Source organism: Flavimobilis marinus (assembly GCF_900113055.1).
Classification (GTDB): domain Bacteria; phylum Actinomycetota; class Actinomycetes; order Actinomycetales; family Cellulomonadaceae; genus Flavimobilis; species Flavimobilis marinus.
The window spans coordinates 1-15135 of the sequence record NZ_FONZ01000002.1; the positions used below are offsets into that span (position 1 = coordinate 1).

13 protein-coding genes and 1 rRNA gene are annotated in these 15135 nt (G+C 73.4%); all 14 read left to right on the forward strand.

Going from position 1 to position 15135, the window contains the following annotated elements; genetic code table 11:
* The first annotated feature begins 50 nt into the window (after nt 1–50).
* The 14 genes from rrf (at nt 51) to BMZ30_RS05045 (ending at nt 15134) form a co-directional block, all read left to right on the forward strand.
* A 5S ribosomal RNA gene (rrf, locus tag BMZ30_RS04985) occupies nt 51–167 on the forward strand.
* A 1200-nt stretch (nt 168–1367) separates the two neighbouring features.
* A complete protein-coding gene (locus BMZ30_RS04990; RefSeq protein WP_093375817.1) occupies nt 1368–2156 on the forward strand; it encodes a tetratricopeptide repeat protein in 789 nt (262 codons plus the stop codon).
* Nucleotides 2153–3178 carry an HAD-IIA family hydrolase gene (locus BMZ30_RS04995; RefSeq protein WP_093375820.1) on the forward strand — a complete coding sequence of 342 codons (1026 nt, stop codon included), beginning with the start codon at nt 2153–2155 and terminating at the stop codon, nt 3176–3178. The genes BMZ30_RS04990 and BMZ30_RS04995 overlap by 4 nt, the downstream gene beginning before the upstream one ends.
* Before the next feature lie 33 nt (nt 3179–3211).
* Nucleotides 3212–3358, forward strand: coding sequence for a hypothetical protein (locus BMZ30_RS13675; RefSeq protein WP_177191286.1), 147 nt, complete (start codon nt 3212–3214; stop codon nt 3356–3358).
* Between the two features lie 45 nt (nt 3359–3403).
* A complete protein-coding gene (locus BMZ30_RS05000; RefSeq protein ID WP_229828624.1) occupies nt 3404–4243 on the forward strand; it encodes a TlyA family RNA methyltransferase in 840 nt (279 codons plus the stop codon).
* On the forward strand, nt 4240–5175 hold the full coding sequence (locus tag BMZ30_RS05005) for an NAD kinase (protein ID WP_093375824.1): 936 nt from the start codon (nt 4240–4242) through the stop codon (nt 5173–5175). The genes BMZ30_RS05000 and BMZ30_RS05005 overlap by 4 nt, the downstream gene beginning before the upstream one ends.
* Nucleotides 5175–6908 carry a DNA repair protein RecN gene (gene recN / locus BMZ30_RS05010; RefSeq protein ID WP_093375826.1) on the forward strand — a complete coding sequence of 578 codons (1734 nt, stop codon included), beginning with the start codon at nt 5175–5177 and terminating at the stop codon, nt 6906–6908. The genes BMZ30_RS05005 and recN overlap by 1 nt, the downstream gene beginning before the upstream one ends.
* A gap of 66 nt (nt 6909–6974) precedes the next feature.
* Nucleotides 6975–8168 carry a putative cytokinetic ring protein SteA gene (gene steA / locus BMZ30_RS05015; protein ID WP_093375828.1) on the forward strand — a complete coding sequence of 398 codons (1194 nt, stop codon included), beginning with the start codon at nt 6975–6977 and terminating at the stop codon, nt 8166–8168.
* Nucleotides 8169–8210: 42 nt separating this feature from the next.
* Nucleotides 8211–9293: a copper transporter gene (locus tag BMZ30_RS05020; RefSeq protein ID WP_093375830.1), complete on the forward strand. Its 1083-nt coding sequence runs from the start codon at nt 8211–8213 to the stop codon at nt 9291–9293.
* The gene (locus BMZ30_RS05025; RefSeq protein ID WP_093375832.1) at nt 9290–10099 is read left to right on the forward strand and encodes a hypothetical protein; all 810 of its coding nucleotides are present in this window, start codon (nt 9290–9292) and stop codon (nt 10097–10099) included. The genes BMZ30_RS05020 and BMZ30_RS05025 overlap by 4 nt, the downstream gene beginning before the upstream one ends.
* A gap of 41 nt (nt 10100–10140) precedes the next feature.
* Nucleotides 10141–11763: a murein biosynthesis integral membrane protein MurJ gene (gene murJ, locus BMZ30_RS05030; protein WP_093377257.1), complete on the forward strand. Its 1623-nt coding sequence runs from the start codon at nt 10141–10143 to the stop codon at nt 11761–11763.
* Nucleotides 11760–12821, forward strand: a complete 1062-nt coding sequence (locus BMZ30_RS05035; protein WP_093377259.1) for a glycosyltransferase family 4 protein — start codon at nt 11760–11762, stop codon at nt 12819–12821. Before murJ ends, BMZ30_RS05035 begins: the two co-directional genes overlap by 4 nt.
* Before the next feature lie 35 nt (nt 12822–12856).
* A complete protein-coding gene (locus BMZ30_RS05040; protein WP_093375834.1) occupies nt 12857–14515 on the forward strand; it encodes a CTP synthase in 1659 nt (552 codons plus the stop codon).
* Nucleotides 14502–15134 (forward strand): NUDIX domain-containing protein, encoded by a 633-nt coding sequence (locus tag BMZ30_RS05045; RefSeq protein ID WP_093377262.1) that lies wholly within the window; start codon nt 14502–14504, stop codon nt 15132–15134. Before BMZ30_RS05040 ends, BMZ30_RS05045 begins: the two co-directional genes overlap by 14 nt.
* Nucleotide 15135 lies beyond the last annotated feature (1 nt).

The following is a 15135-nucleotide window of genomic DNA, read 5'->3' on the forward strand; positions in this document are numbered from 1 at the left end:
AGCCACACCTTGACCGGTGGCACCCTCGGGCCCAGACATCTCCATAGAGTTACGGCGGTCATAGCGAGAGGGAAACGCCCGGCTCCATTCCGAACCCGGAAGCTAAGCCTCTCAGCGCCGATGGTACTGCCCTGGAGACGGGGTGGGAGAGTAGGACGCCGCCGAACACCCATTCACGAAGGCCCACCCCGACACCGGGGTGGGCCTTCGTCGTACCCACACACCCCACGCCGGCCGGTGCTGGGCGCCGGAACGCCTCGGGCCGCTCCACAGGCGCGCCTCGAGGCGCCGGAGTGCTCGACGGGGTGTGACAATAGAGGCTGCAACTCAATCGTGGAGGTTTCGACATCGTGAACGCCGAGGATCAGCCGAGGAACAGCTCCGGCGACGATCGCAAGGGCGGCCCAGGCCGCGGCCGTCCGGATAAGGGCGGGGACCGCGATCGTCGAGACCGTCCGCGCAGCGGTGGTGATCGGCCGTCGTACGGCGACCGTTCCCGCAGCGGAGGTGACCGACCTTCGTACGGTGACCGTTCCGGTTCGGGTGATCGTCCGCGCAGCGGTGGCGACCGTCCCTCCTACGGTGACCGACCGCGTCGTGACGACCGGCCCAGCTCGGGTGACCGTCCGCGCACCGGTGGCGACCGTCCCTCCTACGGTGACCGTTCCGGTTCGGGTGATCGTCCGCGCAGCGGCGCGGACCGGCCGTCCTACGGCGACCGGTCACGTAGCGGTGGTGACCGTCCCTCGTATGGCGACCGCCCGCGTCGTGACGACCGGCCCAGCTCCTCCGACCGTCCGCGCAGTGGTGGTGACCGTCCCTCATTTGGCGACCGACCGCGCAGTGGTGGTGACCGTCCTTCGTATGGTGACCGTTCGCGCAGTGGTGGTGACCGTCCTTCGTATGGCGACCGCCCGCGTCGTGACGACCGGCCCAGTTCGGGTGACCGTCCGCGCAGCGGCGGGGACCGTCCCTCCTACGGTGACCGTTCCGGTTCGGCTGACCGTCCGCGCAGCGGCGGGGACCGTCCTTCGTATGGTGACCGTTCGCGCAGTGGTGGTGACCGTCCTTCGTATGGCGACCGCCCGCGTCGTGACGACCGGCCCAGTTCGGGTGACCGTCCCCGTAGCGGTGGTGACCGTCCTTCGTACGGTGACCGTCCCCGTAGCGGTGGTGACCGTCCCTCCTACGGTGACCGTCCCCGTAGCGGTGGTGACCGTCCCTCCTACGGTGACCGTCCCCGTAGCGGTGGTGACCGTCCCTCCTACGGTGACCGTCCCCGCAGTGGTGGCGACCGCCCGTCCTACGGCGACCGCCCGTCGTTCGAGCGTCCTGCACGCGAAGAGCGACGCCCTGTCGGTCCCGAGGTGCCCGAGGACGTGGAGTTCTCGGAGCTTCCGCGCGACGTCCGGGGCGCGCTGCGCGGCCTCAGCAAGGACAACGCGCACGACGTCGGCCGGCACCTGATCATGGTTGCGCGTCTGCTGGACGTGGACCCTGAGCTCGCGTACGAGCACGCCCAGGAGGCAGTCCGTCGCGCTGGACGCATCGACGTCGTCCGAGAAGCCGCCGGCATCGCCGCCTACCGGACGGGCCGCTATGCGGAGGCCCTGCGCGAGCTCCGCACCGTACGGCGCCTGAACGGGTCCTCCGAGCACCTCCCGCTGATGGCCGACTGCGAGCGCGGGCTCGGGCGTTCTGCCCGCGCGCTCGACCTCGCTGCGTCCGACGAGGCCAGCACCCTCGACCCTGACGGCCGCGCCGAGCTGGCCATGGTGGCGTCCGGAGCCCGTCTCGACCTCGACGAGGTCGAGGCAGCCGGTGCCACGTTGGACATGCTGGACCTCACCGGCGTCTCACCCGAGGTGCAGGCACGCGTCAAGCAGGCGCGAGCCGACATCTACATCGCCTCCGGCCGCAGCGATCTCGCTGCCGAGCTGCTCGCTACGGTCGACCGTCGGCTCCTGGCCGCGACCAACGGCAACGACGACGATGACGACGAGGACGTGGTGGTCTACGACCTCGCGGACGAGGTCATCGACGGCGAGCCCATCGACGACGACTCCGCGGCGGAGCGCTCAGACGACGAGGGAGACGTGGCCGACGCTGTCATCGAGTCCGACGAGGCCGAGACGAACGACGGGAAGGACGCGTGACGCGGGCGACGCTGCTCGGCAGCGCTCGACCCCTGGCTGAGGCGTACGACCTCGCCCTCGTCGACCTCGACGGAGTTGCGTACCGCGGGCACGACCCGATCGACCACGCTGCCACGGGACTGGCCGAGGCGCGCGCACGTGGCATGCGGTTGGTGTTCGTGACCAACAACGCGTCGCGCGAGCCGTCCTCGGTGTCGGACCAGCTCACCGAGCTCGACATCCCCGCGACGCCGCAGGACGTCATGACGGCGGCCCAGGCTGCCGCGATCGTCCTACGGGAGCGCCTGGACGAAGGCGCGAAGGTGATGGTCGTCGGGGGAGCGGGCCTGCGCACCGCGGTGCGTGAGGCGGGCCTCGTGGTCTGCGACTCCGCGGACGACGCTCCCGACGCCGTCGTGCAGGGCTTCGCCCCGGAGCTCGGGTGGAAGGACCTCGCCGAGGCCGCCTACGCCGTCGGGAACGGCGCGTGGTACGTGGCGTCGAACCTCGACCTGTCGCTGCCCACCGCGCGTGGCTATGCCCCGGGCAACGGCTCGCTGGTCGGCGCCGTGGTGAACGCGACGGGCGTGCGACCCGACAGCGCCGGCAAGCCGTCGCCGCGAATGTACGAGATCGCCGTCGCTCGCTCGGGGGCGCTCGCGCCCCTCGTCGTCGGCGACCGGCTCGACACCGACCTGGCCGGCGCACGCGCCGGACAGATCCCCGGGCTGCACGTGCTGACCGGAGTGAGCACGGCGCGCGACGACGTCCTCGCGGCGCCCGGGATGCGGCCCGACTTCATCGCCGAGGACCTGCGCGGCCTGCTCGCCGCGCACCCCGCGCCCGCCCGGGCCGAGGGTGACTGGTGGGTGTGCGAGGGAGCCGCCGCCCGTGTGGTCGGCGGCGCCCTCGAGCTCGACGAACGGGCGGGCTCGACGCTCGACCTCGTGCGCAGCGCCTGCGCGGCGGCGTGGGACGCCGTCGACGCCGGCCACGAGCTCGACCCCACCACGGTCCCCGAGTTCGCGATCGGCTCGCACTGACACGTTCCGCATCACGGAGAGCAAGGTGACGCCATGTCCACGGATCCCGCAGAGCCCGCCGACCTCGAGCGCGCGCTCGAGGCGCTCGACGACGTCGAGTCGCTCCCGCTACCCGAGCAGGTACCCGTGTACGACGCCGTCTACCAGGCACTGGGTGCCCACCTCGCCGAGGAGGACTGACCGCTGACCGCACGACTCGATTCTGAGCTCGTCGCCCGCGGTCTCGTGCCCTCGCGCACCCGGGCCGCGGCGCTCGTGCGGGCTGGCGCGGTGCGGGTCGACGGGACGGTGGCGACCCGGCCGGCGCTGCCGGTGTCCTCGGCGACCGAGGTGACGCTCGACGCACCGGACCGCAGCTACGTGTCGCGCGCCGCCTACAAGCTTGCCGGCGCGCTCGACGCGCTCGAGGTCGGCGCGAGCCACGGACGTCCGGCTCCGCCCGTGGTCGCCGGCGCGCGGTGCCTCGACGTCGGCGCGTCCACGGGCGGGTTCACCCAGGTCCTGCTCGAGCGCGGCGCGGCGGGCGTTATCGCGCTCGACGTCGGCCACGGCCAGCTCGACTCGACGCTGCGCGGCGATCCGCGCGTCCACGTCATCGAGGGCTGCAATGCACGCGAGCTGCAGCCCGAGGCGCTGCCGTACGCGCCGACCGTCGTCGTCGCCGACCTCTCGTTCATCTCGCTGCGCCTTGTGCTGCCCGCGCTGGTGCGCGCAGCGCCGCGAGCGGACCTGCTGCTCATGGTGAAGCCTCAGTTCGAGGTCGGGCGCGAACGCCTGGGACGTGACGGCGTCGTGCGCACCGCAGCGGCGCACGAGAGCGCGGTGCTCGACGTCGTCACCACCGCTGTCGAGTGCGGGCTGCGGCTCGTCGCGGTGGCGGCGAGCTCGCTGCCGGGTCCCAGCGGAAACCGCGAGTTCTTCTGCTGGTTCCAGCGGTCGGCTGCCCGAGGCACGGCTAGTGTGCAGGAAGCAGTCCGGGCTGCGGTCGCCGACGCGGCCGGCCGGACCGCCTACTACCCAGCGGATGCCGACGCGCACCCCGAGGCCCACGGAGGAAACGAGTGACGCGCACAGCGGTGATCGTCGCGCACGGAGGACGTCCGGAAGCGTTGACCGCCCTCGCGGAGGCCGAGGAGGCCTTCCGCGCCGAGGGGTTCGAGGTCATCGTGCACCCGGACGAGCCCGCGGACCTGCCGTCGCCCACCGAGCACTCGCTCGAGGGTCGCCGTCTCCCTGACCTCGCGCACGCGGACATCGTCGTCGTGCTCGGAGGCGACGGGACGATCCTGCGCGCTGCGGAGCTCACCCGAGGCAGCGAGGCACCGATCCTCGGCGTGAACCTCGGCCACGTGGGGTTCCTCGCCGAGTCCGAGCGTGACGACCTGCGCGACGCCGTCAGGCGCTTGGCCAGCGGTGACTTCCAGGTCGAGGAGCGACCCGTCGTCGACGTCACAGTGCTGATCCCCGGTGAGCCCGAGCCCGTGCAGGGCTGGGCTCTGAACGAGGCGACCGTCGAGAAGAGCGACCGCAGCCGCATGATCGAGGTCGCGATCGAGGTCGACGGCCGCCCGCTGTCCTCCTTCGGCTGCGACGGCGTCGTCATGGCCACGGCCACCGGCTCGACTGCCCACGCCTTCTCTGCCGGCGGACCCGTGATCTGGCCGGACGTCGACGCGATGCTGCTGGTACCCGTGGCTGCGCACGCGCTGTTCGCCCGACCGCTCGTGGTCGGCCCCGGGTCGATGTTCGCTGTCGAGCTGCTCGCCCGATCGCGGGTTTCGGGCGTGCTCACACTCGACGGCCGCCGCCGGCTCGAGCTCCCGCAGGGTTCCCGCGTCGAGGTGCGTCGGAGCAGCGAGCCCGTCCGCCTGGCGCGGCTCAGCCAGGCGCCGTTCACCGACCGGCTGGTCAACAAGTTCTCCCTGCCCGTGGTCGGGTGGCGCGGGACCGCTGCCGCCGACGCCGCAGGCGCGAACGCCGGAGAGGGCCGCGCCTGATGCTCGAGGAGATCACGATCGAGAACCTCGGGGTGATCGGTCGCGCCCAGATCCCCTTCGGGCGCGGGCTGACCGTGGTCACGGGAGAGACCGGCGCGGGCAAGACCATGCTGCTGACCGGCCTCTCGCTCCTGATGGGCGGCAAGGCCGACCAGGGGCGGGTGCGCGCCGGCGCCGAGCGCGCGACCGTCGAGGGGCGCGTCCTCGTCGACGCCGGGTCGGCCGTGGCGGAACGCGTCACCGAGGCCGGAGGAGAGCTCGACGACGACGGCTCGCTCGTGATCGTCCGCACCGTCGCCAGCCAGGGACGCTCGCGCTCGCACCTCGGTGGGCGCAGCGTGCCCGTCGGGGTGCTCGCGGAGCTCGCCGACGATCTCGTCACCGTGCACGGCCAGAGCGACCAGCTGCGCCTGCGCGCACCCTCCCAGCAGCGCGCGACCGTCGACGCCGTCGCCGGACCCGACCACCTCGCGCTGCTCGGGCGGTACCGGGAAGCCTGGCAGCGCCACGTGGAGCTCGACGCGCAGATCGCCGAGCTCGTGGAACGGCGCGCCGAGCGTGAGCGGGAGGCGGCCGCGCTGCGCACCGCCCTCGCCGAGGTCGAGCGCGTCGCCCCGCAACCGGGGGAGGACCAGGAGCTCGACGCCGTCATCGCGCGCCTCGGGCACGTCGAGGAGCTGCGCGGGCACACGGCGCTCGCGCACGCCGCCCTCACCGGTGACGAGCTCGGCGTCGACGACGCACCCACCGCCGCCGCGCTGGTCGAGGAGGCCCGGCGCGAGCTCGAGGCCGCCGCCCGGGTGGATCCCGGGCTCGAACCGTTCGTGGTGCGGGCCGCGGAGATCGGCTACCTCGTGGCCGAGGTCGGTGCTGACGTCTCCGGCTACGCCCACGGCCTGGCCGCGGACCCCGCCAGCCTCGAGTCCGCGCACGCGCGCCGGGCGGAGCTGGGGACGCTCGCCCGTGCGCACGGCACCGACGTCGACGGCGTGCTCGCCTGGGCGTCGGAGGCCGGGCTCCGGCTGCTCGACCTCGACTCGGGCGACGAGCGGGTCGCCGGCCTCCAGGCGGAGTCGGAACGCCTGGGCGCTCTCCTGGACGACCTCGCCGCACAGATCACGCGCAACCGCAGCGACGCCGGTGCCGCGATGGCCCAGGCGGTCACCGCCGAGCTGGCTGGCCTTGCGATGGCCGGCGCGGAGCTCGAGGTGACGGTGGAGCCTGCCGAGCCGGCGGTCCACGGTCGCGACGCCGTCACGATCCTCCTGCGCCCCCACCCGGGCGCACCGCCGACGCCGCTCGGCAAGGGTGCGTCCGGAGGAGAGCTGTCGCGGGTCATGCTGGCCGTCGAGGTCGTGCTCGCCCAGGCTGCTCAGCGTGCGGGTGCCGCGCCGGCCACCTTCGTCTTCGACGAGGTGGACGCAGGCGTCGGTGGCCGCGCGGCGCTCGAGGTCGGCGCGCGCCTCGCCGCCCTGGCGCGCACCGCCCAGGTCGTCGTGGTCACGCACCTGGCGCAGGTCGCCGCGTACGCGGACCACCACCTCGTGGTGACCAAGTCGTCGGACGCCGCCGGTGACGTCGTCACCCAGTCGGACGTCCGGGTGGTGGTGGACGAGGAGCGGGTGGCCGAGCTGGCGCGCATGCTCAGCGGCCAGGACGGATCCGACGCCGCCCTGACCCATGCGGCCGAGCTGCTCGAGCTCGGGGCGCAGGCACGGATCTCGGCGGCCTGACCCGGCGGTGCTCCGCAGGCGTGCCGTGACGACGTCGGACCCGGACACCGTGGGATGATTCTGGCGATGAAACTGTCTCTGCGCCGTCAGCGCGCCCTCGAACAGTCCGGGCCGGGCCTTCACGGACCGGTCCGGGTCGACCCTCGGACCAAGGCGCTGACGAAGCGGCTGCGCCCCGGCGACATCGCGGTGATCGACCACCTCGACATCGACCGCGTCGCCGCAGACTCCCTCGTCGCAGCCCGGCCCGCCGCCGTCCTCAACGCCGCCCGGTCCATCTCGGGGCGCTACCCCAACCTTGGCCCGGAGATCCTCGTCGAGGCGGGCATCCCGCTGATCGACGACCTGGGCCCGGACATCATGACGCTCCCCGAGGGCCGTCGGGTCCGGGTCGAGGACGGCGCCGTGTACGACGGGGACCGCCTCGTCGCCGAGGGCGTCACGCAGACGGCGAGCACGGTCGCCGACGCCCTGGCGGACGCCCGCGAGGGACTGTCCGCCCAGCTCGAGTCGTTCGCCGCCAACACGATGGACTACCTCCGGCGCGAACGTGACCTGCTGCTCGACGGCGTCGGCGTCCCGGACATCACGACCAGCCTCGAGGGCCGACAGGTCCTCGTGGTCGTGCGCGGCTACCACTATCGCGAGGACCTCGCGATGCTCCGCCCGTACATCAAGGAGTACCGCCCGGTGATGATCGGCGTCGACGGCGGCGCCGACGCGATCATGGACGCGGGCTGGAAGCCCGACCTCATCGTCGGGGACATGGACTCGGTCTCGGACCGCGCGCTCACCAGCGGCGCCGAGATCGTCGTGCACGCCTACCGTGACGGCAAGGCGCCCGGGCTGGCCCGGGTCGAACGCCTCGGCGTGCCGCACGTCGTCTTCCCGGCGACGGGCACGAGCGAGGACATCGCGATGCTCCTCGCCGACGACAAGGGTGCCGAGGTGATCGTCGCGATCGGCACCCACGCGACGCTCGTCGAGTTCCTGGACAAGGGGCGGGCCGGGATGGCCTCGACGTTCCTGACGCGCCTGCGCATCGGCGGCAAGTTCGTGGACGCCAAGGGCGTCTCCCGGCTGTATCGCCGCCGGATCTCCAACCTCCAGGTCGCGCTCCTCGTCGCGGCCGGGCTCGTCGCGCTGCTCGTGGCGCTGCTGTCCACCACCGCGGGACAGACAGTGTTCGGGCTCGTCGGCGCCGAGCTGGACGACTTCTGGAGCTGGCTGACTGGCCTGTTCTCCTCGCCACCCGAGTGACCAGCAGCCCGGCGCCCCTCGACTGAAAGAAGCACAGCCACAGTGATCGACTTCCGCTACCACCTCGTCTCCCTGATCTCGGTGTTCCTCGCGCTCTCCATCGGGATCGTGCTCGGCGCCGGGCCGCTCAAGGAGGCGATCGGCGACCAGCTCACCGGGCAGGTGGAGTCGCTGCGCGCCGACAAGGAAGACCTGCGCGCCCAGCTGGACGACGCCACCCAGGCGGCGGCCGCGCAGGACGCCTTCGTGGCGGAGACCGCCGACGACCTGCTCGTCGGGGTGCTGCCGGGCCGCCAGGTCGCCATCATCGAGATCGGTGACGTCGCGGACGAGGAGCTCGAGGCGATCACCACGCAGCTCCAGGCGGCCGGCGCCGGTGTCGGCGCACTCGTCACGCTCCAGGACAACTGGACGAGCGAGGGCCAGGCGAGCTTCCGGCAGTCGCTGGCGGGGAGCCTCGGGCAGTACCTCACCGAGGCACCCGACGGCGCGACCACCGACCAGCAGCTGGCCGCCGCGCTCGCGCAGTCGCTCACCCAGGTGGACCGCAGTGACACGACTGTCTACTCGGAGGCAGCCACGGTGCTGCAGGAGCTGCTCGTCGCGGGCGAGCTCGTGGAGATCAGCCCGGACGCGCGCCCCGCGGACCTCATCCTCCTCGTCGGCGAGTGGCCGGCTGCCGAGGGCGACACGACGCCGGAGGAGACCCAGGCGGAGGACAACGAGATCACCATCCTGACGACGCTGGCGCGCACCGCGCAGCAGTACGCCGAGGCCGTGGTCGTCGTCGACGTCGGGGAGGAGCCCGGTGCCCTGCTGGCCGCTGTGCGCGACGACGCCGACCTGCGCGCAACGGTCTCGACCGTCGCGCAGGGGGACCATCTCGCGGGCGTCGTGAGCGTTCCCCTGGTCCTGTCCGCGCGGGCGTCCGGGACGGTCGGGCAGTACGGCGTGCAGCCGGACGCCACGGGGATCGTGCCCGCGGTCATCCGGCTCGCCGCCGTGGACCGCACGCCGCGCATGGCCCCCGAGCCGGAGGACAACGTCGCCGGGGAGCTCGCGGAAGAGACCGCGCAGGACGACGAGTCCGCGGCCGACGCCGACCAGGAGGGATCCGAGGGATGAGCCGGGCGCCGCTCGCCGCGCTCCTCGCGGGCGCGACGACGCGCACCCTCCGGGGCGCCCTCGGCAACCTCGACGCCAGCCGGTGGGAGCGCGTGAACCACCGCGGGGAGGCCATCAGCCTCCTCGAGGGCCCCGCGGTTCTGGGCGGCCTGGCGGCCGGCGCGCTCGCTGTCGGCGACGTGCGTGCTGTGGCGGGTGTGGTGGTGGCCGGTGCCGGGGCAGGTGCCTTCGGCCTGCACGACGACCTGCACGAGGACACCAAGGTCAAGGGGCTGCGCGGTCACCTCGGAGCGCTGCGCGAGGGCACCGTGACGACCGGCGCGCTCAAGGTCGCAGGCATCGGCGCATCAGCGTTCGTCGCGGCCGTCCTCCTGACCCGGGGACGCGGCCCCGCGCGCGCCGCCGACGTCGTCGTGAACACCGGGCTGATCGCGGGCACCGCGAACCTGCTCAACCTGCTCGACCTGCGCCCGGGGCGCGCTCTCAAGGCAGGGTCGGCCGTCGCGGCCGCCCTGGTGCTCGGCGGTCCTGGCGTCGCGCGCGGCGCAGGGTGCGCCGTCCTCGGTGCCGCAGCTGCCGCAGCGCCGGCCGACCTCGCCGAGCGCGACATGCTCGGCGACAGCGGCGCCAACGCCCTCGGTGCCGTGCTCGGCGCGGGCCTGTCGACAGCCCCGCGTCCGGTCCGGCTCCTGGCGCTCACCGGCGTCGTCGGCCTCACCCTGGCGAGCGAGCGCGTGAGCTTCTCGCGCGTGATCGAGCAGACCCCGGCGCTGCGCCGGATCGACTCCTGGGGCCGGCGCGCGTGACGCGGCGCTCGTGGGGGGCGAGCCTGCTGGGGGCAGCGGCGATGATCACGGCGATCACCGTCCTGTCCCGGGTGCTCGGGTTCGTGCGCTGGATGGTCCAGGCGCAGACCGTCGGCTACGGCGCCGTCGGCACCGCCTACACCTCGGCCAACACGCTGCCGAACGTCCTCTTCGAGGTCACCGCCGGGGGAGCGCTCGCGGGCGCGCTGATCCCGCTCCTGGCCATCCCGCTCGCGCGCGACGTCAAGGGTGACGTCGACCGGATCGCGTCGGCCATGCTCACCTGGGCGCTCATCGTGCTCGTGCCCGTCGCGGTGGTCTGCGTGCTCGTGGCCGAGCCGCTCGCCCGGTTCTTCCTGCGTGGACCTGAGCCTGCTGCCCCCGACCAGGTCGCGCTCGCGGCCCTCTTCCTGCGCGTGTTCGCGCTCCAGGTGCCGCTGTACGGCGTCGGTGTCGTGCTGATCGGTGTGCTGCAGGCTCATCGCCGCTTCTTCTGGCCCGCCTTCGCCCCGATCATGTCGACCGCCGTCGTGCTCGCCGCGTACGTCGTGTTCGCTGCGGCCTCGGGCGGGGTTCCCGAGCGCGCGGGCGACGTGCCCGACGACGCGGTGGCGTGGCTCGCGTGGGGGACCACGGCGGGTGTCGCGGCCCTGAGCCTGCCGCTCGTCGTCCCGGTGCTCCGCCTCGGGGTGCGCCTGCGGCCACGGCTCGGCTTCCCGCCCGGCGTGGCTCGACGCGCGACCCGCCTGGCAGCGGCCGGGACCGGCGCGCTGCTCGCCCAGCAGGTCGCCGTCCTGGTCACGATGTGGCTGTCCAACCGCCGGGGCGGCGTCGGCGCGTGGCCGGTATTCCAGTACACCCAGGCCGTCTACCTGCTGCCGTACGCGGTGCTCGCCGTGCCCCTCGCCACGAGCGCATTCCCGCGCCTGGCGGAGCGCGTCGCGCAGGGCGACGACCGCGGCTTCGCTCGGCTGGCGTCGGGATCGTTGCGTGCGGTCGTGCTGCTGGGCGGCCTGGGTGCTGCGGCGCTCGCCGCGTGCGCTCCGGCGGTCAGCACGATGTTCCGGGACATCGGCGTCGGTGACGGCGCGGTGATGGACGCGATGGCCCCCGCCCTGACGTTCATGGCGCCGGGCCTCGTCGGGTTCGGAGCGCTGTTCCTGCTCTCCCGCTCGCTCTACGCGCTCGAGCGCTCCCGCGTCGCGGTCCTCGCGAACGCGACCGCGTGGGTGACCGTCGTGGTCGCCTCCGTGGTCGCGACGCTCGTGCTCGTCCCCGCGGACGGCGACGCTGGCCGGACCGTCGTGGCCCTCGGGCTCGGGAGCTCGCTCGGCATGCTGGTCGGTGCGCTCGTGGCCGCGGTCGCGATGACGCGGGTCGCCGGGCGCGACGCGCTCGCCGGCGCCGGGCGGACGGTGCTCGTGACCGTCGCCGGGGGGGCGGTGGCGGCGACCGCCGGCCGCGTCGTCGGCGAGGGCTTCATGCGCTGGTGGACCCACTGGCTCGGCACCGCCGCGGAGCCGGGCCTCGGCACCGCCGTGATGGGCATCGGCGCCGCCGCGATCGTGGCGCTCGGCGTCTACGGCCTCGTGGTGTGGCTGACCGACCGGCCGACCGTGCGCGCGCTGGCCGCGGTCGCCGCAAGCCCGGGAGGGGCGCGATGAACGTGCTGCAGGTGCTCGGCTCGAGCGCGGGCGGTGTCGTCCGGCACGTCGCGGAGGTGAGCAGCGACCTTGCGGGCGCGGGGATGCACGTGGTCGTCGCCGGTCCGGACGACCTGTCGCCGCGCTTCGTCGGCCGTACCTTCGTGTCGCTGCCAATCACCGACCGCCCGCACCCGCGGGACGCGTCGACCGTGCTCGCCCTGCGACGCCTGGCCGCGCGGTCGGACGTCGTGCACGCGCACGGACTGCGCGCCGGTGGTCTCGCGGTCCTGGCCACGCGCGGCATGCGCGGCAGGCCACGGGTCGTGGTCACGCTGCACAACCTGCCCGTCGGGGGGCGGTCGGTGCGGCTGGTCTCGGGGGTGCTCGAACGCGTCGTGGCTCGGGCCGACGTCGTCCTGGGCGTGAGTGGCGATCTTGTGGACCGAGCCCGGGCGCGCGGCGCTGCCCAGGTCGCTCGTGCGCTCGTCCCGGCGCCGGTCACCGGGGCCCAGTCGTCCGTGAGCGTCCGCGCCGACCTCGGTGTGCCGTCGAGCGCCCCGCTGATCGTCACGGTCGCGCGCCTCGCCCCGCAGAAGGGACTGGACACGTTGGCCGCTGCGGCGCGCCTCGTCCGCGGCGCTGCTCCCGACGCGGTGTGGCTCGTCGCCGGCGGGGGCCCACTGCGCGGCGAGCTCGAGCGGACCACGGCCGGGACGGGTGTGCGTGTCCTCGGCCCGCGGGACGACGTCCCTGCGCTGCTCGGGGCGGCCGACGTCGTCGTGAGCACCGCGGTGTGGGAGGGGCAACCGATCGCCCTCCAGGAGGCGCTGCGCGCCGGCGCGGCCGTCGTCGCCACCGACGCGGGCGGCACCCGCGAGGTCACCGGCGGCGCCGCCGTCCTCGTCCCCGTCGGGGACCCGGACGCGGTCGCCGCGGCGATCGTGCGGGTGCTCACGGACGACGCCGAGCGCGCCGACCTGCGGCGCCGCGCGCACGACCGCGCGGCCGCGCTGCCCACCCGCGCCGACGTCGTCGCACAGCTGCGCGCCACCTACACCGACCCTCGACGCACCTGACCCGCCGGAAGCAACCCCTGATAGAGTGGAATCCCGTGGCAGAGACTGGTAATCGACTCTCCGGGCGGTCGGACACGACCCGGCACATCTTCGTGACCGGAGGCGTCGCCTCCTCACTCGGCAAGGGACTGACGGCCTCGAGCCTCGGTCGCCTTCTTCGGTCCCGCGGCCTGCGCGTGACCATGCAGAAGCTCGACCCCTACCTCAACGTCGATCCCGGGACGATGAACCCGTTCCAGCACGGCGAGGTGTTCGTCACGGAGGACGGCGCCGAGACCGACCTGGACATCGGTCACTACGAGCGCTTCCTCGACGTCAACCTCTCGGCGTCGGCCAACGTCACCACCGGCCAGGTGTACTCGACGGTGATCGCCAAGGAGCGCCGCGGCGAGTATCTGGGCGACACCGTCCAGGTGATCCCGCACATCACCGACGAGATCAAGACCCGCATGCGGGCACAGGCGGGCCCCGACGTCGACGTGATCATCACGGAGATCGGTGGCACGGTCGGGGACATCGAGTCGCAGCCGTTCCTCGAGTCCGCGCGCCAGGTGCGCCACGAGCTCGGGCGCGACAACGTCTTCTTCCTGCACGTCTCGCTGGTGCCGTACATCGGACCGAGCGGCGAGCTCAAGACCAAGCCGACGCAGCACTCGGTCGCCGCCCTGCGCAGCATCGGCATCCAGCCGGATGCGATCGTGCTCCGCGCGGACCGGGACATGCCCGAGTCGATCAAGCGCAAGATCGCGCTCATGTGCGACGTCGACAACGAGGCCGTCGTCACCTGCAAGGACGCGCCGAGCATCTACGACATCCCCAAGGTGCTGCACTCCGAGGGGCTCGACGTCTACGTCGTGCGCCGCCTCGGCCTGCCGTTCCGCGACGTGGACTGGGCCGGCTGGAACCAGCTGCTCGACCGCGTGCACCAGCCCTCCCACCACGTCGAGGTCGCGCTCGTCGGCAAGTACATCGACCTGCCCGACGCCTACCTGTCCGTGACCGAGGCGCTGCGCGCCGGCGGCTTCGCGAACGACGCCAAGGTGTCTATCCGCTGGGTGCCGTCAGACGAGTGCGCGACACCCGAGGGCGCTGAGGCAGCACTCGGCGGCGCGGACGCGATCCTCGTGCCCGGCGGCTTCGGCGTGCGCGGGATCGAGGGAAAGATCGGCGCCCTGCGCTGGGCCCGCGAGAAGCGGATCCCGACGCTGGGGATCTGCCTCGGCCTCCAGGCCATGGTCATGGAGTACGCGCGCAACATCCTCGGTCTGGCCGACGCCTCGTCGTCGGAGTTCTCCGAGAGCACCGAGCACCCCGTGGTCGCGACCATGGAGGAGCAGCGGGCGATCGTCGGCGGCGAGGGCGACCTCGGCGGCACGATGCGCCTGGGCTCGTACGAGGCCGCGCTCGCGCCCGGCTCCGTGATCGCCGGCGCGTACGGGACCACGCAGGTCACCGAGCGCCACCGGCACCGCTACGAGGTCAACAACCTCTACCGCCCGCAGCTCGAGGAGGCCGGCCTGGTGTTCTCGGGGACGTCGCCCGACGGTGCGCTGGTCGAGTTCGTGGAGCTGCCCGCGGACGTGCACCCGTACTACGTCTCGACGCAGGCGCACCCCGAGTTCAAGTCCCGGCCCACCGACGCGCACCCGCTGTTCGCGGGCCTCGTGGCCGCGGCGATCGCTGCTCGTGACTGACCCGCTGTTCGACGTCGCCCGTCCGCGTCCGGTCCTCGCGTCGCGACTGCTGCACGAGGGACGCATCTGGGACTTGCGGTCCGACGACGTGGACCTGGGCGAGGCCGGCGTGGTGACCCGCGAGTGGATCGACCACCCCGGTGCGGTCGCGACGATCGCCGTGGACGACGAGGGCCGGGTCCTGCTGCTCCGGCAGTTCCGCCACCCGGTGGGCCGGGAGCTCTGGGAGCCGCCCGCGGGTCTGCTCGACGTCGCGGGCGAGGAGGCGCTCCTCGCAGCCCAGCGTGAGCTCGCGGAGGAGGCCGACCTGCGCGCCGCGACCTGGCACGTGCTCGCGGACTACTTCACGACGCCGGGCGGCAACAACGAGGCCCTTCGCGTCTTCCTCGCCCGCGACCTGAGCCCGGTCCCCGAGGACGAGCGTCACGTGCGCGAGGACGAGGAGATGTCCATGGTCCCGGCGTGGGTCTCGCTCGAGGAGGCGGTCGACGGCGTGCTCCAGGGCCGTCTGCACAACCCGTCGACCGTGGTCGGCGTGCTCGCGCTCGCGGCGGCACGGGCCCACGGGTACGAGCACCTGCGCCCGGGCGATGCCCCGTGGCCGGAGCGACGCGCGTAGC

What these genes read in the sequence shown, in the direction of transcription:
- BMZ30_RS05035 (WP_093377259.1), top strand. Translation starts at nt 11,760, where the DNA reads ATGAACGTGCTGCAGGTGCTCGGCTCGAGCGCGGGCGGTGTCGTCCGG.
- recN (WP_093375826.1), top strand. Translation starts at nt 5,175, where the DNA reads ATGCTCGAGGAGATCACGATCGAGAACCTCGGGGTGATCGGTCGCGCC.
- BMZ30_RS05025 (WP_093375832.1), top strand. Translation starts at nt 9,290, where the DNA reads ATGAGCCGGGCGCCGCTCGCCGCGCTCCTCGCGGGCGCGACGACGCGC.
- steA (WP_093375828.1), top strand. Translation starts at nt 6,975, where the DNA reads ATGAAACTGTCTCTGCGCCGTCAGCGCGCCCTCGAACAGTCCGGGCCG.
- BMZ30_RS13675 (WP_177191286.1), top strand. Translation starts at nt 3,212, where the DNA reads ATGTCCACGGATCCCGCAGAGCCCGCCGACCTCGAGCGCGCGCTCGAG.
- murJ (WP_093377257.1), top strand. Translation starts at nt 10,141, where the DNA reads ATGATCACGGCGATCACCGTCCTGTCCCGGGTGCTCGGGTTCGTGCGC.